The organism is Dickeya sp. MK7 (genome assembly GCF_000406305.1).
Classification (GTDB): domain Bacteria; phylum Pseudomonadota; class Gammaproteobacteria; order Enterobacterales; family Enterobacteriaceae; genus Dickeya; species Dickeya fangzhongdai.
In genome coordinates, this window is sequence record NZ_CM001984.1 from 2,952,260 (window position 1) to 2,974,770 (window position 22,511).

Below are 22,511 nucleotides of genomic sequence, written 5' to 3' on the forward strand. Positions count from 1 at the left end.
AATGCTTCCGCTCGCTAAGACGCAATAAAACCGTTGCCCCGATACCAGGACACGCACTCATCCACCATCTGGCTTAAGGGAGAAGGCTGATAGCCCAGCTCACGCTCTGCTTTGGCGCTGCTAAAGTAATAAACCCCGCCGAAAACACGCAGACGATAGGCGTCCAGCACCGGTTCGCCACGCACCAGCCAGGGCAGTTTTTCCTGAAGCCACGTTTTCAGATAGACAGACGAATAAGGGGTTTGAGGCCGGTTCGCCTTGCACGGCACAACCGCTTCAATGGTGTTGATAAGCTCGCTATAACGGGTATTGGCTCCGGCAATCAGGTAACGCTCGCCGGCGTTGCCGTTGGTCAAGGCACTGACGTGCGCGTCACCCACCGCGCTCGCGCCACAGAAACTGGCGCCGCCGGGGGGCAGGAACGGCAGCTGGTTATAGGCGACAGCCAGCACCATGCGTCCCCACTGCATGGAATAGTCGTAAGCCCCCAGCACTTCCGTCGGGTTGAGGATGACGGCGGACAAGCCGCGATCGCAGGCGCGGTACACCAGCTCCTCCGCCTGCAACTTACTTTTGGCATACGGATTTTTGGCACGAAACCCGGCAAGCGCCGTGTTTTCAGTCGCCTCGGCGGCCGGGTCGTTATCCGCCCCTATCGTCGAGCTGGTGCTGGTATACACCAGACGTGATACCCCGCTCGCCAGCGCCGCCTCAATCACCGAACGGGTCCCTTCCACATTGACCGCGGCCAGCCGCGGCCAGTCACGCGGGTTGCTGCTGGTATTGCCCGCGGTATGGATCACCCCGTCGTGCCCGGCCATCGCAGCGCGCAGGCGCTGGCTATTCTGTAATTCGCCGCGCACCAGGGTGACGCCGAAAGGTTCCAGAAAGCTCACGTTGGATGTCGCCCGCACATAGGCCGTTACCTGATGGTTGGCGGCGACCAGCGCTTTTACCACGTTGAGCCCAACAAATCCGTTTGCTCCGGTAATCAGTATTTTCATAGTGTTTGATCTTGCTGATGAAGTTTTTCAAGCGTTTTCAAAAAGGCCTTACGCCCTTCCCCTTTACTGCGCATCGGCAGCGCCGCCGGATTTTTATCAGGATGACGGGCCAGCCCCTCCAGCAGCAGCACGAACTGCTCAAGCAGTTGATTGAGCTGTGCTATCTGGGTATCCACGCCCCGGCACGCCAGACGCACCTGCACGCCGTTCTCCTCAGTGCGGACCAACATCGCCAGACGCAGCTGCGGGTGCGCCGCAAACAACGTCGGGATAGCCGAGCTCACCTCGATATCGTCGGCCAGGAGCGCCACCGCGCTATCGAACTGCCCGGCATCGCCCACCCAGTGCGCTATCTGCTCAAGCGTGGCCCCGGCATGCTCAAGGCATTTCTCCAGTTGGGTTTCAACGCCGTTGAGCCAGGCAGCGGTCTTATAGCGGCCAACCACCTGAATACGGGCGGGGATCATCTGGAAACGGTCGTCATTAACATGCCGGATCAGGCCAAACTGCGCCTGTTTGACCCGCGCATGACGATTGATCAGCAGTGCCCAGCCGGCGGCTACCAGCGTTTCCAGCGCGATTTCCTGACGCTGAGTGCAGACTTGCATCGCCGTCACCGTGTCAGGGTCGATTAGCTGCTCCACAGACAGGCTAAGCGGCTGAGTCGCCTCGCCGTCCTGCACAGCGGCGCCGCCGAGCAATACCGACGCCGTCAACGAACCCACGTCCTCTTTGGCGTGTAACTGCTCCACCCAGAACGCCTGCAATGACTCATCATTACGAACGTCTACCGCCCCCACAGGCAACGTGCGGGCAAACCATGTCTGCGGCACGGTTAACGGGGCGAGCGCGTCTGCGGCATCCGCCACCACGGGGTCGCGGTGAGGTGTTTGCCGTTGCGGCGCGTCAAGGCGCAGCGCGGCGTAGAGATCACAGGGTTCTTTCGCAAAGGGATAGCCGGGGAACGGCACGCGACGGCGAGGTTCCCCGTGGTGCAACAGGCTCCAGTCGATGTCGCAGCCTCGGCTCCACAGCGTGGCAACGTTGGCGAGCTGCTGGTTTTGCACCAGCGCACGGATAAAGCTCTTACCCGCCTCGCCGGCGATCAGTTGCGGGACGTCTTTGCTGTGGCGTACGTTGCCGCTATACATCTCCCGCAGGCTATGTTCAGCGGTCGGTTGAGCAATAAAGCCGTCCAGTTTCGCCACCAGCTCATCCATGCCGGTGGCGACAATCGCCAGCCGATGGTCCAGCGTGACGCGCCCAATCTGGCTGCTGTAGGCAAGGTCAGCGAGCGACAGCGCACGGCCCTGTTGCTTAACAAAGTCACGCATCTCGACGGCATAAGCCGCCAGACGCTCCGCTGACAGCGCCGACAACACCACGATTTGCGGACTATTTGGCGCGAGATCCCTGCCTGTCGAGGTGTGGCGGGCGTGCTGCCTTACCACCTCCTCGGCAGATTCCACCACCATAAAGGCGGTAGAGCCGCCCATACCATAGGCGTTGATCCCGGCCAGACGCGTGCCTCTGGCATTGGCGTGCCATTCCTGCGCCTCGCGCGGAAACAGGAACGCCGAGGTTTCATGTTCAAACGAGGTGTTAATGCGGTGCAGGTTGACGCACGGCGACAGACGCCCGTGCTGCATGCTCAACAGCACCTTAATCAACGAACAGATGCCCGATGCGGCTTCCATGTGCCCCAGGTTGGCTTTGGTGCCCAACGCGCAGAACTGCTGCGCGTTAGTCTGACGACGCAGCGCGTTGGACAATGCCTTCAGCTCAATCGGGTCGCCCAATTCGGTCGCCGCGCCGTGGCTTTCGATGTAGCTCAGTTCGTTAACATCGATACGCGCCTCGTTGATCGCCCGAACGGCGGTGTCTTCCATCACCGTCAGGTTCGGCAGGTATTGCCCCGCCCCGGTACCGGCATGGCCGATGCTGGAACCCCGCAGCACGCCATAGATGTGGTCGCCATCAGCCAGCGCCCGACTCAGGCGTTTGAGCACCACCATGCCGCTGCCTTCGCTCGGGATCAGGCCATTGGCGCGCTCATCGAAGGTATGCTCCTTGCCGTCGGCAGAGAGCACCTTCATCTCCTGCAGCAACATATATTTGCTGGGATGCAGGCTCAGATTAATGCCGCCTGCCAGCGCCATATCGCATTCGCCGCCGAGGATGGCTTTGCGCGCGACATGCACGCTCGTCAGCGATGAGGCGCAGGTGGTGGCAATGCAGAAGCTAGGCCCGCGCAGATTCATCAAAAACGAAATGCGATTCGCCAGCTCACTGACAACCGACCCGGCGCCCGGATAGCGCCCCGTGCGGGCGTAAATCTCGGCCATCACCCAGGTAAAATCTTCGTTCATCGCCCCGACATACACGCCGACTTGTTGCGCGTTAAGCGCAGACGGGGTGTAACCCGCGTTCTCCAGCGCATGCCAGGCGCTACGCAGCAACACACGAACCTGCGGATCGAGGCGACTGGCTTCCTCGCTGCTCATACGGAACATCTCGGGATCAAAGCAATCCACGTTGTTGAGGAAACCACCGCGATTCACGTAATGCGGATTGCCGTTATCGTCCGGCGTGATAGCCCAACGCGCCTGCGGAATCGTGGTCAGATTTTCTTTGCCCGCCTGAATATCCGCCCAGAAATCCGCCAGATTCTCGGCGCCGGGGAACTCGCCCGCCACACCGATAATCGCCACGGCGTCGCTTTCGGCATTAAAACCGACGGCACTGGCGGCTGACGACAATGATGTACGCATCGTCCGTGAACGCAGGGGATTCCTGGCGGCGGCAGGCATCGTCCGTTTGATATCCGCCGCAGCCGGCGCGCCGGCGTGATGGCTATCTACCGCTTCGGCAGCAGGATGCGGCCGCGTCGCCGCTACCCCATCATTCACCGGCGTTACGCCATAACGCTCACACAGATACCCGGCCAGTTTGGCGGTGGTATTAAACTCAAACGGCGCGGTTTTCGGCAGCCCGTCATACTCTTTCTCCAGCACCGCGCGCAGTTCCATCAGCATGACGGAATCCATCCCTAACTGCTCAAAGGTGGCGTCCACCGCGATATCGCTGGCCGGCAGTTTGGTGATGGTGGAAATCCGCTCTTTGAGCGCGCGTTCGCTGTGCAGATAAGCGCTATCACCGGGCGGCGTTGCCGCCGCTGCCGGCTGATGACGCGGCGCTTCGGTCACGACGCTCACCGCGGTTTGCGGGAGGGGAAGCGCCATCGCCTCGGCCTGAATGCGCAGGGAACGGGCAACCTTGCTACGGTCGCCGACCGCCACCAGTAATGCCGAACGCTGTTCGAGCAAGGCGCGTTCGAGGGCGATAATGCCCGCATCCTGGCCTAATGCCGCCATACCGGAGAACGCAAACAGGCTGGCATCCTCCTGCTCGATGTTCATCTGACCGCTGGCCCACAGCGGCCAGTTGACCGAGAGCGTCTGGCCGGTGCGCAGCCCTTTTTTCACCATGCTGTCGCGCCATACCGCATGGCTATCCATAAAGCGATTACCGGCGGCGTAAGCGCCAGATCCCAAATCACCGAGTACCGCTGAAACGGAAGAGAAGTTGATAAAGACAGAGAGCGGCTCTTGCGCCGTGGCACGGTCGAGGGCGACCAGACCGTCCACCTTCGGGCCAATCAGCGCATAAAACTCCGCATCCGACAGTGCCGTGATAGGCGTTGCGCTGGCGACGCCCGCGCAGTGCAGCACGCCATCTACCGCGCCGAACGCCGCTTTGGCTTGGGCAATCAAGGCTTCCGCCTGCCCTTCCTGCGCCACATCCGCCGCGATGTAGCGCACTTCGGCACCGTGCTCACGCATCGCCACCCATTGCTGCTGCACCGTTTCGTCCGGCTGGGCCGAACGGCCGCTCAACACGATGCGAGCCTGATAGCGGGACGCCAGATAATGCGCCATCAGCAGCCCCAGCTTGCCGGCGCCGCCGGTTATCACATAGTGACCGCGATGAACAAAATTCAGGTGCGGCTGGCTTCCCATACCGTCGGCATCCGGCGGGGTGATTTCGCCAGGCTGACGCTGGTAGCGGATACCCTGCCGATAGGCTACCTCGACGCCGGCAAGCGGGATCGGGCGTTGTACGAACTCCTGATAAACGTCATTCGCCAGCGCAGCGGCGTTATCCGCATCGCTACGCAAGGTGAACAGCTCGAAGCGATGGTTAATCGTCAGCAACGAGCGAGCATAACCGCTGAGCGCATCCTGTTGTGGCTCAACCTGCTCGTCGTAGGCGGTATAGACGTTAACGCAGCGTAGCGCCTGCCCCGGTGTTACCGTTTCCAGCGCCACAAACAGGTGCCGTAGCGACTGCAATCCCGCATGCAATAACGACGCCGCGCCTGCGACGGGCAAGTCGTCAAAGTGCTTATCCGCGCCGATGGCATGCACAATGTGGGTAGGCCACAGCTGCTGTGCCGCCAATTGCTCGCACAATGTCTGTACGCTTGCCTGGGATTGCGTATCGACGCTGAATCGATGGGCATCGTGCTGGGTAAACGCCTTGGCTGACATCGCCGTAATCACGCTGGCGTCATCGCCGTAACGCGCGCGCAGCGCCTCGGCCAGGGTGTCGTCATCACTGAGCACCAGCACCCGCGCCGCTTCAGAATTCACCGCCGTGCCGGATACGCGCTCCGGCAGCGGCGATGCCTGCCATTCATAGGCGTAGTACTGCACGTCTTGTGACGTCACAGACGGTGCCTTATTGCCGGCATCACTCTCCAGCCGGCGGGCGGCAAAGTCTTTCAGACGCGCCAGTACCCGGCCGGAGGTATCCACCAGCGTAATGTCGTGCTTTTGAATGGCGCTGCCCAGGTGCTGACCTGCCGTCTGCGATTGGGCTGGCGTGACATAGGCATAGCACTCTGCGCCGAGCGGGTGGCGGAACTCCAGCTCCCCCAGAGAGAACGGCACGATAGGCGTGGCGTATTCCACCGGCTCCAGCCCCACCGCCAGACAGGTACGCAGCGCCCCGTCCAACAGTGACGGATGCAGATAAAACGCATCGGTAGAAGGTAGGCCATCCGGCAGGCACAAGTGGCTCAGCGCCGCATCCGCAAAGCGATAACGCTCGCGCGTTACCTGATAGCTCGGGCCATAGGCAAAGCCCATTTTGGCAAAATCGGCGTAGATGGCGGCCTGATCGCTGTCGTGTTTGCCACTGTTACGCAATGCGTCAAGATCGATCCACTCCTCTTCAGGCGCGTCCGTGTCCGGGCGATAGACCAGTTCGGCTTCCAGCGAAAGCGCATCGGTGTGGCGGTTACGAATGGCGACCTGTACGTTATCGCCGCCGGCATGCGCCAGAGAGATCTCCACCGCCACCGGCTCGCCGTCCACCTGAATGGCGTTCATCCACATCAGGTTGCGGACTGACGCCACGCGCCAGTCGCTTTCCATCGCCAGCTGGCCCGCCGCATGGATCATTTCGATGTAAGCCGAACCGGGTAAGATCATCCGTGCGTCACGGCTACCCACCACATGATCGCGCAGATAGCGCTCCTGCCCGGTCAACTGTTTGATAAATTTCTGCTGCGACAGCGTTGAAATATTCTCGTCGATCAACGGGTGCAGCGAGTTAACGCGGCCTTGTCTATCCTGTTCAGCAGGCAGAGCCAGCCAGTGACTACGCGTCATCAGCGGCAACGGCGGGAATGACACCCGGCGCACCGCGCTCGCCGCGCCGTTGCCAGTGAAGAGTGCCGGCGCGAACTGCGGCCAGTTCACATCCAGCATCGTGGTCCACAACCGCCCTAAACGCAGCAGTTGACGCTCCTGCACCAGGCCGGTAACCAGCTCATCAAGCTGTTTGCCGTCCAGAATGGTATCCAGACGCTCGCTGCCGCCGGCAATCCGCCCACGGAACAGCGATTTCGCCGCGCCGTCGCGCTGGTATTGCTCAAGCTGACTCAGCAAGTCGCCCAGACTGCTCGCCACCACAGCAAGACGCTCGGTCATGGCATCGCGCCCGACCAGCGAAGAAAAGGCCAGCGAGTCAAAATCAGGCGCCGTCTGCGGTTCACGTACCGCCTGGCCGAGAAAGCGCACCATGCGCTCTACATACCGCGATAAACGCGCTTCACTATCCGCCGAGAGCACGAACAACCGCGGCTCGCCACTCCGCAGGCCGGCCGCTGCCAATGTCGGCGCTTCTTCTATCAACACATGGGCGTTCGAACCACCCGCACCGAAGGCGCTCAGGCCGGCGCGGCGCGGATGATCAGCCGCCGATTCCCACGGTTCAAGCGACTGCACCACGCGAAACGGCGAGGCAACGAAGTTGATTTTCGTATTCAGCGTCTGTGAGTGCAGCGACGGCACGATCTGACGATGACGCATCTGTAGCAGGATCTTGGTCAACCCGGCGATACCGGCGGCAGACTCAAGGTGCCCGATATTGCTTTTCACCGAGCCGATGCGGCAATGCCCCGGCAGGGTGATTTCCTGTGGTACGTTACGTTGTGCGTTGATAGTCGAAAAGGCTTTGGCAAGTCCGGAGATTTCAATCGGGTCGCCCAGCATGGTGCCGGTGCCGTGCGCCTCAATATAATCCACTGAGGCGGGGTTCCAGCCTGCCCGCGCTAACGCGGTGCTGATAACGTTGCTCTGTGCCGCCTGATTCGGCACGGTAAAGCCGCTGGTTTTGCCGCCGTGGTTGATAGCCGTTGCCTTGATCACGCCATAAATCTGGTCGCCGTCGGTGATCGCCTGTTGCAACGGTTTGAGCAACACCGCCCCCATCCCTTCGCCGGGAACATAACCATCGCCACCTTCGCCAAAGGCACGGCAGCGCCCATCGCTGGACAGGAATTGGTTTTGCCCCAGTTGGTAGTACTTCATCGGGTGCACGATCAGATTGATGCCGCCGGCTATCGCCATGTTGCAGTCGCCGTTCTGGATCGCCTGGCACGCCATATGCAATGCGGTGAGTGACGACGAGCACATGGTATCCAGCGCCACGCTCGGGCCATTCAGATTGAAGTAAAAGGAAACCCGGTTGGCGACCGATGAGTGCAACGACATGGCCCAGCCGGATTCATGCTGTTTCTCCGTCGTGTCAATACATTGATACTGCGCCCACATCACCCCGACATAAACGCCGACCTGTGCCTTGCTCAGGGCATGACGGGAATAGCTGGCGTCCGAAATACACTCCCACGCGGTTTGCAAAAACAGCCGCTCCTGCGGGTCCAACAGCTCCGCTTCGCGGGGCGATATGTTGAAATATTGGCTATCGAACTGATCAATACCATCGATAAACCCGCCCCATTTGCTGTAGACCTTATTCTTCGGCCCCCGCTCCGGCGAATAATGTTGGTGGTAGTCCCAGCGTGACAGGGGAATGTCGGTGACGCTGTCTACGCCGCCGGTAAGATTGGCCCAGAATTCATCCACATTGCCGGCCCCCGGATAGCGGCCGCTGAGCCCGATAACGGCAATGTCATCTTTCACACCAGCCGATCCGGCTTCGCCCGGCGCATGACGCCGCAACGCATCAAGACGAGAATGATTTAACAGACTGGCCAACGTCGGGCGTGAGGACGATACCGGCGTCGCGGCGGGGTGCCGAGACGCTGGCTGCTGCGCGGCCTGTATCGCGTCGGCCCACTCAGCCTGCGTCTGATAACGGTAGACGGCGGCGGCGTCAACGCCGGCAACACGCGCATCCAGCTCATGCTGTAAGCGAATGAGATCGATCGTATCCAGCGGCCACTGCCAGAGCGGCGTCAGTGCAGAGCAGTTTGCCGCCGCCGAACCGACAGCCGCCGTCAAACTGTCAAACACCACATCACCGATCGCCGCTACCGGGTTTGTCGAACTATCCGGTTTAACCACGCTATCCGCTTCAGCAACGGGATCCGCAGCGTGACTGACTTTGGGCTGCGACAACGCCACCGGCGCTGGCGTGGCTCCCGCCGCAGCAGACTGCAAGGCGGCAGCCTGTTCGGGATAGCTCTCACAGAGGAAATCGGCCAGTGAGTCGAGGTCCTGATACTCATAGAACAGGGTTTGCGACACCTCGCCGAAGGTGGCCGCCAGTTTACCGTTCAGGGCCAGGATCATCATGGAATCCAGGCCATAATCCGACAACTGCGTAGCCGGTCGCACTTCGCTCGCATCAAGCTTCGTGGCGTCAATAATGCTGGCTATCAGATAATCCAACACGTCGTCACGTACCGGGCGGGTACCTACTGTCACCGGCGCCGCCACGCTCGCAGCCGACGCGATGCCGGCGAGCGCCGTCACCTGCTCAGGGTAGTTTTCCAGCAGAAAATCAGCCAGTGAAGCGAGGTCCTGGTATTCATAGAACAGGGTTTGCGGCAGGCCATCAAACGCAGCGGCAAGTTTCTCGTTCAGCGCCAGAATCATCATGGAGTCCAGGCCATAATTCGCTAACGGTCCGCTGGCGGTGACTTCGCCCGCATCCAGCTTGGTCACGTCGATGACATGCGCGATTAACGTATTGACGACGGCATCATGCGCAGAACCGGTGCCGGACGATTGGCGCGGCGAGGCAGAAATCGCCGGCGTCGTCGCAACCGGCTGAGGCGCATCGGCATTGCCGGCACGCATTGGCGCGGTGGATTTCGTCGGCGTCACGACGCGTGAAGCGTTCATGCCCAGATGCGGCACCGCCTGGGTTTGCAACTGGGTGAGCCTGACCACCACATTGCCGATGCTATCCAGCAAATCAATGTGGTAGCTTGCCGTCGCCGAACCGGGCGCGTTGTCGCGGCGGGCGTAGGCATAGCAAACGCCGTCGATCGGCCTGAATATCTGCAACCGTGCCAGCGCCACCGGCACCTCTAGCGTCTTCGCCGTTGCACTAAAACCGCCGATGCCCAGCGCGGTGCGGAATGCCCCATCCAGCAGCGAAGGCGGCAGGATAAACGGCTGCACAACCGGCGTTATCTGCAAGCCGTCAGGAAACTTCAGCTCCGCCAGCGCCTCTTCGGCATTCGCGTACAAACACTCAAGCACCTGAAACGTCGGGCCGAAAGTAAAGCCACGCTGTTTGAAAGCCACATCGATATCGTTACGCTGATAAACCTGGCCGTTGGTCAACAACCTTTGCAGGTTGGCAGGCTCTGGCTGAGGCGATGTCTCATCACACAAGCGACCACAGCCATAGATATGACGTTGCTCGCCGTCCGCCCGGTAAATTTCAAAATCAAGCCCCCCCTGCGATGGCGCCAGCGAGATGTCTATCTCCATAGCATCACTGGCGAGCATAATCGGCTGACGCCATTGAACATGCTGCACCTGCGCAAACAGGGGCCTGCCGCCGGTAAGCGGCAACACATGGCCTTGCCACGCCAGCTCGCCGGCGCTCAATGCCATCTCAATATAGGCCGCGCCGGGCAAAATGCGGTTATCGCCCAGACGGTGATCGTTCAGGAAAAACTCGTCGGCATGCAGTCGCTTGCGGAATGCCTGCGAGGTCAGCGTGGAGATATTGGCGTCAATCAGCGGGTGCAGCGCAGCAACACCCGACACGGCGGAGCCTGACGGCGTGGCGGCGGGCAAGGTCGGCGCCCAGCAGTCCTGACGCTGGAACGCATAACCGGGCAGAGAAACACGCCGACGGGCATGCGCCGCGTGTAACTGGCGCCATTCCACCGCATGCCCATTGGCCCAGGCTTCGCCCAGCGCGCCAAGGCGCCCCTGCTTTATCCACTCAGCCAACGGCGGCGTCGAGGTCGCCTGACGCGCGTTGTCACGATGGCCGGTGATCAATCCAGATAACTGCTGCTGGCTATACGCTCGCAGCATGTTGACCGCATCCGCCGCGACTTCTGCCACCAACGCCAGTCGGTATTCGTGCGCAACGCGGCCAACCTGTAGCGTATAAGCCACATCCTGTAGCGACAGTTGCGGATGGCGTTCAATAGCGTCGGCAAGCTGTCCGGCCATCGTCTGCAACGCCGCCTCACGACGGGCGGACAGCACGATTAACGCCGGTTTTCGCGGGTCAGCGGCCGAAGGCGGCGGCGCAATATACTCTTCGACGATCAGATGCGCATTGCTGCCACCCGCGCCGAACGAACTGATGCCTGCGATACGCGGAATTTCCCGGCTAACGCGCTGACCATCCTCCTGCGTCACGTCGAGCACCGGACGCTGCCAGTGTTCCAGCGATTGCTGCACACGGAACGGCCCGCCCTGAAAATCGATAAACGGGTTAATCGCGGTTGACTGGATGGACGGTGCCAGCGTCTGGTGTTTCATCTGTAGCAGCACTTTGGTCAGCGCCGACATGCCGGCGGCGGCTTCCAGATGCCCGATATTGGCCTTGACCGAGCCGATGGCGCAGTATTTGGTATTCTCTCCGGCAATCGAAAAGGCCTTATTCAAGCCGCTGACTTCAATCGGATCGCCAAGTTTGGTGCCGGTGCCATGCGCTTCGACATAGCTGATATGACGCGGATTGACATTGGCCGTCTCCAGCGCCTCAGCGATCAACTCCGCCTGCCGTTTCGCGTTAGGCACCGTAAAGCCCGACGTTTTTCCGCCGTGGTTAACCGCCGTACCGCGAATGATGCCGTAGATATGGTCGCCATCTTCCCGGGCCTGAGACAACGGCTTCAGCACCACCGCCCCAACCCCTTCTCCCGGCACATACCCGGTGCCGCCTTCGCCAAAGCTGCGGCAGCGACCGTCTGAAGAGAGGAAGTGCATATTGGATAACAGATGATACTTATAAGGATGCAACGACAGGTTGACGCCGCCCACAATGGCCACCGGGATATCGCCGCTGCGAATGGCATGGCACGCAATATGGATCGCCGTCAATGACGATGAACAGGCCGTATCCAGCGCCATGCTGGGGCCGGAGAAGTTGAAGAAGTGCGAAACACGGTTTGCCACCGACCAGTAAGACGAGTGAGAGGTGGTCCACTCGTTCTCCGGGCTGGTGACGGCATGAAGCTGGTAATCCCCCCACATGATGCCGACATAGACGCCGACGCGGTTCTCACGCCCAGCCTGCAACGGCGCCAGTTGATCCGCGGTGTATCCCGCATCCTCAATGGCGTGCGTCGCCGTTTCAAGGAACAGCCACTCGTTCGGGTCCATAATTTCCGTTTCTTTCGGCGAAATATTGAAATAACGGAAATCAAAGCGTTCGACGCCAGAAAGGAACCCGCCCCAACGACTGTAGCTTTTCCCTGGCGTTGCCGCGCCGGCCTGAAACCAACGCGCGTCCCAGCGATCGGACGGAATATCGATGATGCAGTCGCGCCCCTGAGCAAGGTTGCTCCAGAACTGCTCCAGACTATCCGCTTCGGGATAACGCCCGGCGATACCGATAATGGCGATATCGTCATCGTTTACCCTCGGTTGCGTCGTCCGGTGCGCTGGCGCCGCTGCATGTACTGCATTCGCCGCCGACGAGGCGATATGAAACGCAGGCAGCGCGCCAGTGCCCGCCGGTGCGCCGCCCGGCAAACCACGGCAGGCTTGCTGACAGTTTTCAAGCAGGAAGCGACTCAGCTCGTCCATGGTTTGATATTCAAAGAACAGCGTCATCGGCAACGCGCTGCCGAAGGTGTTTTTCAACTCATTGACCAGTTCAATCACCACCACCGAGTCGAAGCCATAATCACGAAAAAAGCCATGACGCTCGAAATACGGCGGGATGTGTAACTTTTTGGCAAACAAGTCGGACAAATAGCGGATCACCACATCCTGCAATGCGTGAGGGTCATTGGCATCAGTCGTGGCAGCCGCCGCCGGGTCAGACAGCAGAGGCTGCGGCGCGGGTTCGACAACGCCCAGCACCTCGTCAATGCGCGCACGTTCACCCGGCACGCCCGGCATCACCACTATCTGCGACGCCTGACTTTGCAGGGCATAATCGAAAATAGCGATGCCGTCGTCGGTCAGCAGCGGCACAATCCCGAACTGGCTCTTCAGGAAATCGGCTTCTTTCTCGGTCAGTCGCATACCGCCGTCCTGCCAGTAAGGCCAGTTCAGCGAAAGGGTTTTGCCGCTGCGCTCTCCTGCTTGTTGCCGGACATTGCGTTGATAAGCGAAGTAATCTTCAAAGGCATTGCCAAAGGCATAATCGCATTGGCCCATATTGCCGAGCACGCCGGTTACCGAAGAGAACAGCGCAAAAAAGTCGAGCGGCAAGTCGCTGGTTGCCTCATCGAGCAGCCAGGTGCCGATGGCCTTCGGGGTAATGACCCGCCCGAACGCGTCAGGGCTTTTACGCAGAATAAAGTTGTCTTCGATGACGCCGGCAGAATGAATGATGCCGTTCAGCGTGCGGCCCGATGCGCGGATCGTTGCGATCAAATCATGAACGCTATCAGGGTCGCTCATATCGCACGCCAGATAAATGGCATTGCCCCCCTGCGCATGAAGCGTATCAAGCTGTTGCTGTCGTTTTTCATCCAGCGCGGAGCGCCCGCTCAGATAAACGGTTGCGTCATAGCGCGAGCACAGGAAACGGGCAAAAATCAGCCCTAACGCGCCTAACCCGCCGGTAATCAGGTAGGTTCCCTGTCGGCGCAAGGCCGCCGGGGCGGATACCGGTTGGTTAACCGCATCAGCCACCTTCGCGCTCACCGGCGAACGGGAGGGCACGGAGAACGGTGCCTCGGTGACAAAGCGACGCACCCGACGCACGCCCTGGATATAGCGCACATCCGCATCTTTGGAGACGTCACTGAATTCGGTTTTGATCAACGCCGGGATGACGATGCCCGTATCCGGCGCGCCCTCCACAACCGAATCACAGTGCACCACACGGCCAATGTAGGCCGGTTTTTCGACACGCAGCGTCCGATAAAAACCGCTGATGGCAGCGACATCCGGCAGGCTCTCGTCGGCCAGATGGAAATGGACAAACCGGGCCTTCTTAACCTTACGCATCATTGCCTTCGTCAGGGCAAAAAGGCTATGCGGGCCGTTGTTCAGGCGAGCTGCAAAATCAGCGCCGGCCTGCGGCGCACTGGCCCACAGCACACGTTCAAACGTAGCCCCCTGCGACAACAGCGCATCCACCGCCGCGATGAAGTCGTCATGATTGCCCGCACGAACCCACGCGCGATCCGGTTCGCGGCTCACATCAGGCGTTGATGCCAACAGGATCCGCTGCATTTGCGGCGGATTTTCCGACTGCGCGATGAGGTTGGCGAGCCAGTCAACATCCTGTTCACCGCCCACCAGCACCACCTGCTCCATCGGTTCATCAGCGTCTGACACCGGTTTTTCAATCCAGTACGGCTGATAGAGGTTGACGGTTTCAGGCAGCGCAGGCGGTGAATGTTCGGATTTCGCCTGATCTGTTGCAGCAAGGCTGTCACCGAGAACGCGCAAGCTTAAGCCACGGAATATCAGCGCCACGCGTTCAGGATGGTTCGCCTCGCTGACATGAATATCCACCTTGAAGACGCCATCGCGGGTAGCATGCTCGCCAGACAAGGTCATGGTTGCGGTCATCGCCGAACTGCAAGGATGCAATAACTCCAGCCCTTCCAGCGCGAAGGGAATGACCAGCGCCCCCTGCTCGTTCTCCTGCTGCGACGCACGCCGTTTCTCGGTCGCCCAGACCACCGCCGCCTGCAAGGCGCCATCAGCCAAAGACGGATGAATCACAAAGTCAGTGCTATGCGAGTCAGTACCATGCGTGTCAGTGCTATGCGCATCCGGCAGAACCAGATGCGCCACACAGGCGCGGTCATCGAAAGTTATCTGACGGATAGACCTCAGCCCCGTGCCGTAGCACATCTGCAAACTATCAAGCAGTTGATAGCAGGCCATCGCATCGCGTGTATGCGCATCGTCAGCCGGCATCGCGGTCGGCAACGCCGGGCGCGCTTCCCTGGAAAACCCGATAGTTCTGGAAAACCCGATAGTTCCCCGACAATAAAGCGTTTGCTCGTGATCGAGGACCTGGAACAGCCACTGTTTGCCGGGTTCATGCGGATCAAGCTGAATGTACAGCTCCATCGCGGCATCATGGAACTCAAGCGGCTTTAACCAGGCCACCTGAGAGAAACGTAGCGCGTCGATGTCTTTTAAATCAATGGCATCAGTAAAGGCGGCACGGACCAGCTCCAGATAGGCCACCCCCGGCAGTATCGTCTGACCGCCGATCTGATGACCGGCAATAAAAAACTCATTGCCTTGAAGCTGAGCCTTATAGCGGGAACTGCCGACATTCACCACACGGTGACGCGCGCCACGCAGCGCCGGGAAAGGGGAATCGGTACGGTAACCATCACTTAGCCAAAACGACGTATGAATAAACGGGTAACCGGGCAACGCAATGCGCGCTGGACGCTCGCCGTCAAATAACCGGGACCAATCAAGCGGCACGCCACGCTGATAACATTCCCCCAGTTGCTGCAACAGCCGGTTCGCTACGGTCGCATCCGCCTCGCGCATCGCATCAAGCACAGCAGCCCCTTCAGCGCAGGCGTTTTCCATGGCCTGCGTATCATCCGTCGCGTGTTCCTGCAACGCCAGCGGGCCTTGCTCCGCCGCCTGCGTCAGTGCCTGAATAATCGCCGTGCCATCACGGCCCACGCAGCTATAGCGATAAGCGAAGTGATCGCGGCAAGTCAGCAAGGTCGCGCTCACATCATTCAGCGATACGTCGGGATGCTCACCCAGCCAGTCGATCAACTCTTTTTGACGTTGCAACAGCGCCGCCGGACTTTTGGCAGACAGCGCAATCAAATAAGGGGTATCCGCCGCAGGCTGGTTGTCCTGATGCGACGGGTTCACTGGCTCAGGGGCTTCTTCCAGCACGATATGGGCATTGGTTCCGCCGAATCCAAACGAGCTCACCCCCGCCCGGCGCGGCGTATCAGCATCAATACGCGGCCAGTCGCGGGCGTCATCAACGAAGAAGAAAGGCGTGGAAGTCGTGTCAATTTTAGGGTTAAGCGCAGAGAAATTTCGTAATGGCGGCAGTTTGCGGTGTTTAAAAGCCTGCAATACTTTGATGATGCCCGCGACGCCGGCTGCCGCTTCAAGGTGACCAATATTGCTCTTAACGGACGTCACACCGCAGAAAGCTTCATCCAGCGAGGTTTCCTGTTGCTCAGCGAGCCGGCTGAATGCGTTGGTAAGCCCTTCAAACTCAATGGGATCGCCCTTCGGCGTCCCGGTTCCGTGCGCCTCAATGAGGCCAATGGAACGCACCGGCACGCCGGCGTGCGTATTGGCGGCAATAATCACCTCCGCCTGCGCTTCGGCACTTGGGTAGGTGAGCGTATAGGTGGTGCCGCAATGGTTAATGGCGCTGCCTTTGATGACCCCGTGAATAACGTCGCCGTCAGCCAGCGCGTTATCTAATGGCTTCAGTAATAAAACCCCCGCCCCTTCCCCACGCACATAACCATCAGCACGGCTATCAAAAGAGTGGCAGGCGCCGGTAGGCGACAGCATTCCCATTTTGGCAAAAGACTGATGCCGGGTGGCGGTTAAAATAAGATTCACGCCGCCGCTAATAGCAACATCGCAGTCACCATTAGTGATTGCCTGAATCGCACTGTGAATCGCATTTAATGAACCCGAACAGGCGGTATCAATGGCAATACTCGGGCCGTGAAAGCCAAAGAAATGTGAAATACGGTTAGCAATAATAGATGTTGCCGTACCCGTAGAATGATGCGCCTCTATTGGCGCATTGGTGTTTTCCTGTAATTCTTTATAATCGTTATTGAAAACACCAAGAATAACACCGACTTTATGCCCCCGCAGTGTTGACGGAGGAATACCCGCATCTTCCAAACAAGACCAGGTAAGTTCCAACATAATCCGTTGCTGTGGATCCATTGTTTCGGCAACTTTAGGAATAACGCCAAAGAATTGATTATCAAAACCATCAACGTTATTAACAAAAGCAGCCCATCGTTTTTCACTGGCGTCTGGCCACTGTAAAAACTTTCGGTTATACGGCAACGTATCTTTGTTAGCATCAGAAACTTCAGCAACCGAATTGCGCCGATGAATTATATTTTGCCAGAATTCATTGTAGTCATTGGCATCAGGGAACCGACAAGCGATCCCGATAATTGCAATATCCATACCCATCACCCATGTCCATATGTTTATTATTTTCCGCAAGAATTGATGCCATCACCTGAGCCACAAAATATACCCGTCATATTTCAAATTGCAGGCGCATTGGCTTTACTCACTCACCCCAGCCACTTACTTGTTCAAGCTCCTGGGGATTCGCTGCGTCGCGCCTTCCTGCAATTCGAATTATTTTTGATATAGTCTTTCCGACGTATGACTCATTAGCAGATCAACAAGTTTGATATCCGATTTTCATTAAATAAATGGTTTTAACGAATACTGCATCAAAAACATTCACCCACCTAATGCAATTTTCTTAATTTTTTTGTCAATATGTAAATAACGGCTATGCAATCAGAAAAATCCGAATGATTAAAAATCATAAGATACTGATTTTTATCAAGTTATACTTGAAACAAAAAAACACAACTTACGCTATATTCAGAATGAAAAAACCATAAAAAATAAATTTCACTAATGAGATAACGGAATGCAAATATTTTTCACAACATTATCTACCAGATCTTAATTAAGTCGCTTGCGAATTATTAAATACATATTTAAGCATCATAAAATTGTCATAAAAACATCATCTAAATGTCATATCAAGACCACCAACATTAATTAGCACACAAAGAATTCATTATCACCATGATTAATGCTGCGCGTTAAAAAATATAACAACAACTTTCACCTGGGGAGCGTTAATCTATTGTGCTCAATACCCGACGTTTGATAACACACTATGTCCTGTGAACAGGGGCGACAGAGGCTACCGTTCGGCGTCCTGGCCATACAATAATCTTATTTATACTAAAAATTACAAAAAACCGGATTGAGGACGAAATGATTTTATTTGTTCAACCAACGACGGTCAGCTAACATAAAAACGGCTTTTATCTATATTGATGGCGTTATTGATGACAAGTTGTTATTACTGATGAATAGCATATTTTAAATGGAGTTATTATGTTAGAGATTGTAACAGGGATGCCTGCGTGGGTAATTGTGCTTTTGGTTTCAACTACATTTTATTGTATAAGTTTTTGTTTTAAAAAAGAGGTTAGCATTAAGCTGCTGTTACTTATCCCAGGCTGTTTTATGGTTTTTTCGATTATCTCTTTACTACGACAAGGCAACATCCTGACTTCAAGTCTGATATGGTTATTGGGCTGTATTGTCGGCGGGATTGCGGCAAAGCGAATTTTTTCATCTCAAATCTATAGCCCTGGCAGTAAGGAAGGCACAATAACTGTGCCGGGGACGTGTTCTATTATTACAATTTTTTTACTCTATTTCCCTCTTCGTTATTATATTGGTTATCGTCAGGAAATTGCGGTTGATCATGTTCTTAGCATTCCCATGATTCTGCTATTAGCCGTCTCTTCGGGAGCTGTTGTCGGGTTTTTCACCCTTCGGTCCTATATTATCTTTGGGCGCTATAAAGATTTGAATATTAAATAGAAAAACGGGCAGGATACCCTGCCCGTGGGCCCGTGACCGTGGGGCTGTTGACAAACAGCCATGTTGTCTTATGAATGTTGTTTGGTCAGTGAATTTTGTCAGTGAAAGTGAATTTTGTCAGTGAAAGTGAATAGTTTCGTGCGTGTATTGGCTCAAACTTGGTCTGGCAGTGTTCTGTGTTAGAACACGATTAAACCTGACAGTCGGCAACGAGCGGGGGAGCGGACTACGACGAACAGTCTATTTCTGTTCCATATATGGGATATATTGTAAAATTATCTCTTTATAACAGGTGGCATCGGCAATGGCTTTGATCCCAAAAAACTACTCGCGGCTGGAAAGCGGTTACCGTGAGAAAGCACTAAAAATCTATCCATGGGTGTGTGGGCGCTGCTCACGGGAGTTTGTTTATTCAAACCTACGCGAATTAACGGTTCACCATATCGATCACGACCATACCAATAACCCGGAAGATGGCAGCAACTGGGAGTTGTTGTGTCTGTATTGCCATGACCACGAACACTCGAAGTACACTGAAGCCGAGCAGTACGGTACAACCGTTGTGGCGGGGGAAGACGCGCAAAAAGATGTTGGCGCAGCCACCTATAATCCCTTTGCCGACTTAAAGTCGATGCTTAATAAGAAGAAATAGTGCCAGCAACGGCCGTTTCTGGCACAAAGTTGTCCGTCAGATTAGGTATGGTTCTGAGTCACAAAAGTGTCGGTTCAAATCTGAGCTAATACAAATTATGGGTTGGTAGCCAGTTGAAACACTTGACTGGCAACACGGTTACTCAAACGCCACCCCTCCTTGACCACTAGCTGATGGCTAAACTGTGCCGCTGCGCGGTTCCTTCGGCGTTTGCCTTCGCTGTTCGGACCGCCCGTGACGCGGTTACTCGCCCCATCCCTGGGGCTCGCCCTTCGGGCCAGCGTAAACGCTGTTCAAAAACGTTCCCGACGTTTTTGTCCAACACGTCACGGGCTTGCGCGGCTTCCCTGCCGCGCATCCGGCGAAGTCACCCACCTCAGCACAGTTTTAACGCCTGAAAACCCGTCATTTTGCACTTATAGGGTTTGTCAGCAGTCTGACAACAGTGGTTATTTGAAGACTTTCTGCACAAATTCGATGTACGCCGGCCGCCAGACGTCCATTTCATGCCCTAAACCGGGATACTGCCGGTAATCGAATTTCACGCCTTTCTGTTCCAACTGCGCTTTCAACCCGGCGATATCCTTACCGGTCACCGTATCCTTCTCGCCCACCGCCACGGTGAAATTGCGCAGTTGCTGATTGATGCCGGCGGCGTTACCCAACTGCGCCGTGACCTGAGCGTTCGGCACCGTTTCGGTGGTCACGCCGCTGAAGGTCGCCAGCCAGCCGAAGTGCTCCAGATGACTCATCCCGGACACCAGCGCCTGATAACCGCCTTGCGACAGCCCGGCCAGCGCCCGGCCGTCGGCATCGCGCCGCACATTAAACCGTTCGCTGACCAGCGGAATAATGTCGTGGATCAGCTCACGATCGGCTGCCGCCGCGTTACGTGGATAAAACGTCTTGCGCCGCTCTTTCGGTGGAAAATCCTCCGGAATGGCGTCGGAAACATCGGTTTCGGTATCCGGGATCACCACCAGCATCGGCGTAATCTTTTTTTCCGCCAGCAGGTTATCCATAATCTGCGGGATGCGGCCCTGTGTGACGGCGGAATCACCGGCATCGCCAAACCCGTGGTAGAAATACAGCACCGGCAGCGGCTTGCCGGTGCCGGTGTAACCCGGCGGCGTCCAGACATAGACCTGCCGTTCCGATTTCAGCGACGCCGAGTGATACGTCACGGTGCGCAGCTCGCCATGCGGCACCGCCCGGGTATCCAGCACGCTGCCCGGCACCAGAATCATGCTGGTGTTGACCTGACGCTGCGGTTTGGGCAACGCCGAACCGGTATCAATGCTGCGAAAGCCGTCCACATTAAAGAAGTATTCGTACAGGTTGGGCCGCTGCGGCTCGCTGCGCCACGACCAAACGCCCAGATCGTTTTTCGTCATCGGGTGCGCGACCCAGGTTTCCGGCGTCGCGCCGGTTACCACGCTTACCGATTTGGCGTCCGGCGCAAACAGCCGGAAAGTAATGCTGTTATCCGTGTTGACCTGCGACAGGTAGTGCCGGGTCGCCACGTCGGCGCGCGGCAGCGCCGGGATAGCGCCCGCGTCGGCCAGCGCCGCCAGCGGCGCGGATAAACTCAATGCGGAGAGCAACAGGCACAGACTGGTTTTCCTGGTTTTCATTCTCAACCTCTTTTTTATTGGTACAGGGTAAAAACGGGCGGGCTGTGTCCGGGGGCTTACCACCAGACCTCAGCCTGAACGCCGGCGGTAAATTGATTTTTCTTGCTATCGGCAAAGGTGAACTGATCCAGTTCGTTATCCAGCACCCGGATATAAGTGCCGTAGAAGCGGATTTCCGGACGGGAAGCCAGCATGCTGGTGTCGACCTTGATGGTGTGGAACAACGTGGTTTTATAGCCTGACTCGGTAAAATACTTCCCGGCCTGATTCTTGTTGGTCTGGCTGAAATAGCCGAGCTCGACGCCGCTCTGGTTGTAATTGCTCCAGATGTAGGCCGGTCTGACCACCGCGCGCACGCTGTCGAAATCGGTATGGGCGCCGGTGTCATAGCTGTAGACATCCTGCCCGCGGGTATACACCAGCGCGTTAGCCATGATCACATCCGGGCGCAGATACATCTCCCCCTGCGAAATCAGACGCAGCGCCGTGCCGCCGCTGTGGTCGCCGTAGTATTTACCGTTCACCGCCACAAACGGGCTGGATCCGGCATAGCGCGCCAGGCTGCTGGCAATCGAGTTATTGGCCATCTGGGCGGTAAACTCATTAAAGCCGTTGTTCGGCAATGCCTGACGCAGCACCACGCCGCCCAGCCAGGAATCCTTCATCGGAAAATAGTTGTTGTTGGCTTCATTACTTTTCTGGGTATCGTTTTTATTAGCCATCGCGTATTTCCCCAGTACCATCAGGCTGGCGCCGTTCCATAACGGAATGCCTTTATAGCGTGCCTCGACCGCGTTGGTATTCATCTGCTGATATTTGGTTAGATCGCGGTTATAAACATCGATGTCTTCACGGGTCAGCGCCAAGTCAATAGAGCCGACGCCCGCTTTGATATTTTCCACCCCTACGCCGGCGGCGGAGTCGGTTTTATTACTCTTCCAATCCAGCATCTGAATTTCATACACCGGCAACGCATGCTTGCCGACCCAGAAATCCGCCTCCGGCGCAAACGGCAGGAACCCTGTGGTGGTGAGATAAATATCCGAGAACTGCAATTTGTTTTCATTGCTGCTGTCTTCGCCAAACCAGCCGCCGGAATAGGACTGACCGACGTTACCGTCCAGTTTTATCACCCCATAGGCGGATTTGCCGTCTTTGTTGAACACCCGTTGTTTCAGGATCAGGTCATACCAACTGGTGTGCTCATTGCCAAATCGCCCCAGCGAACCAATGGCCCAGGATTTGGGCGACCCCTGCGAACCGGTGGCCCAGCCGGAACGGAAATAACCGGAATAGGTAAAACCGATATCCTCTTTTACATACTGGCTGAGTTCATGCAATGTCATGGAAGCGCGACTGTCGGATGATACTGCCACAGAAGACAAGGCGTTATCTGCGATCGGCGTAGCGGTTTTCGCTGCGCTGCCGGTATTATTTTTATTCCCCGTACTGGCGGCGGAATTATCCCTGACCAGGGTGATGGTTTTATTTTTCTTCTCCTGTTCTTTATAACGCTGCAACTCCTGTTTGGTTTCCTGTAAATCTTTTTCCAGCGCCGCCAGTCGTTGTTCAACTGTTAATGGCGCCGCCGTGGAAATAAACGATGCCGGATATAACAGACTGGCTATCACCAAATAGCTATTTTTTATTTTCATATTCTCATTCCCGTCGGATAATC

Annotated in this window: 7 protein-coding genes; 3 read left to right on the forward strand and 4 right to left on the reverse strand. The window is 57.0% G+C overall.

Features of this window, described 5'->3' with window-relative positions:
- Positions 1 to 14 precede the first annotated feature (14 nt).
- Both DXXMK7_RS12775 and DXXMK7_RS12780 read right to left on the reverse strand, forming a co-directional pair.
- Positions 15 to 1,004 carry an NAD-dependent epimerase/dehydratase family protein gene (locus DXXMK7_RS12775; RefSeq protein ID WP_038919432.1) on the reverse strand — a complete coding sequence of 330 codons (990 nt, stop codon included), beginning with the start codon at positions 1,002 to 1,004 and terminating at the stop codon, positions 15 to 17.
- Positions 1,001 to 17,095, reverse strand: a complete 16,095-nt coding sequence (locus DXXMK7_RS12780; protein WP_038919434.1) for an SDR family NAD(P)-dependent oxidoreductase — start codon at positions 17,093 to 17,095, stop codon at positions 1,001 to 1,003. The genes DXXMK7_RS12775 and DXXMK7_RS12780 overlap by 4 nt, the downstream gene beginning before the upstream one ends.
- On the opposite strand from DXXMK7_RS12780, the gene DXXMK7_RS22835 reads away from it, so the two are divergent.
- The 3 genes from DXXMK7_RS22835 to yajD all read left to right on the forward strand — a co-directional run bounded on the left by DXXMK7_RS22835 (position 17,009) and on the right by yajD (position 19,199).
- A complete protein-coding gene (locus DXXMK7_RS22835) occupies positions 17,009 to 17,284 on the forward strand; it encodes a hypothetical protein (protein ID WP_193745959.1) in 276 nt (91 codons plus the stop codon). The genes DXXMK7_RS12780 and DXXMK7_RS22835 overlap by 87 nt on opposite strands.
- Positions 17,285 to 18,052: 768 nt before the next feature.
- Positions 18,053 to 18,547 carry a hypothetical protein gene (locus DXXMK7_RS12785; RefSeq protein WP_038919435.1) on the forward strand — a complete coding sequence of 165 codons (495 nt, stop codon included), beginning with the start codon at positions 18,053 to 18,055 and terminating at the stop codon, positions 18,545 to 18,547.
- 304 nt (positions 18,548 to 18,851) lie between these two features.
- Positions 18,852 to 19,199 (forward strand): HNH nuclease YajD, encoded by a 348-nt coding sequence (gene yajD, locus DXXMK7_RS12790; protein WP_038919436.1) that lies wholly within the window; start codon positions 18,852 to 18,854, stop codon positions 19,197 to 19,199.
- Positions 19,200 to 19,648: 449 nt separating this feature from the next.
- Here yajD and DXXMK7_RS12795 read toward each other — a convergent pair whose 3' ends face one another.
- Both DXXMK7_RS12795 and DXXMK7_RS12800 read right to left on the reverse strand, forming a co-directional pair.
- The gene (locus DXXMK7_RS12795) at positions 19,649 to 20,791 is read right to left on the reverse strand and encodes an alpha/beta hydrolase (protein ID WP_371206766.1); all 1,143 of its coding nucleotides are present in this window, start codon (positions 20,789 to 20,791) and stop codon (positions 19,649 to 19,651) included.
- A 98-nt stretch (positions 20,792 to 20,889) separates the two neighbouring features.
- A complete protein-coding gene (locus DXXMK7_RS12800; RefSeq protein WP_038919438.1) occupies positions 20,890 to 22,488 on the reverse strand; it encodes a carbohydrate porin in 1,599 nt (532 codons plus the stop codon).
- Between the last annotated feature and the right edge of the window lie 23 nt (positions 22,489 to 22,511).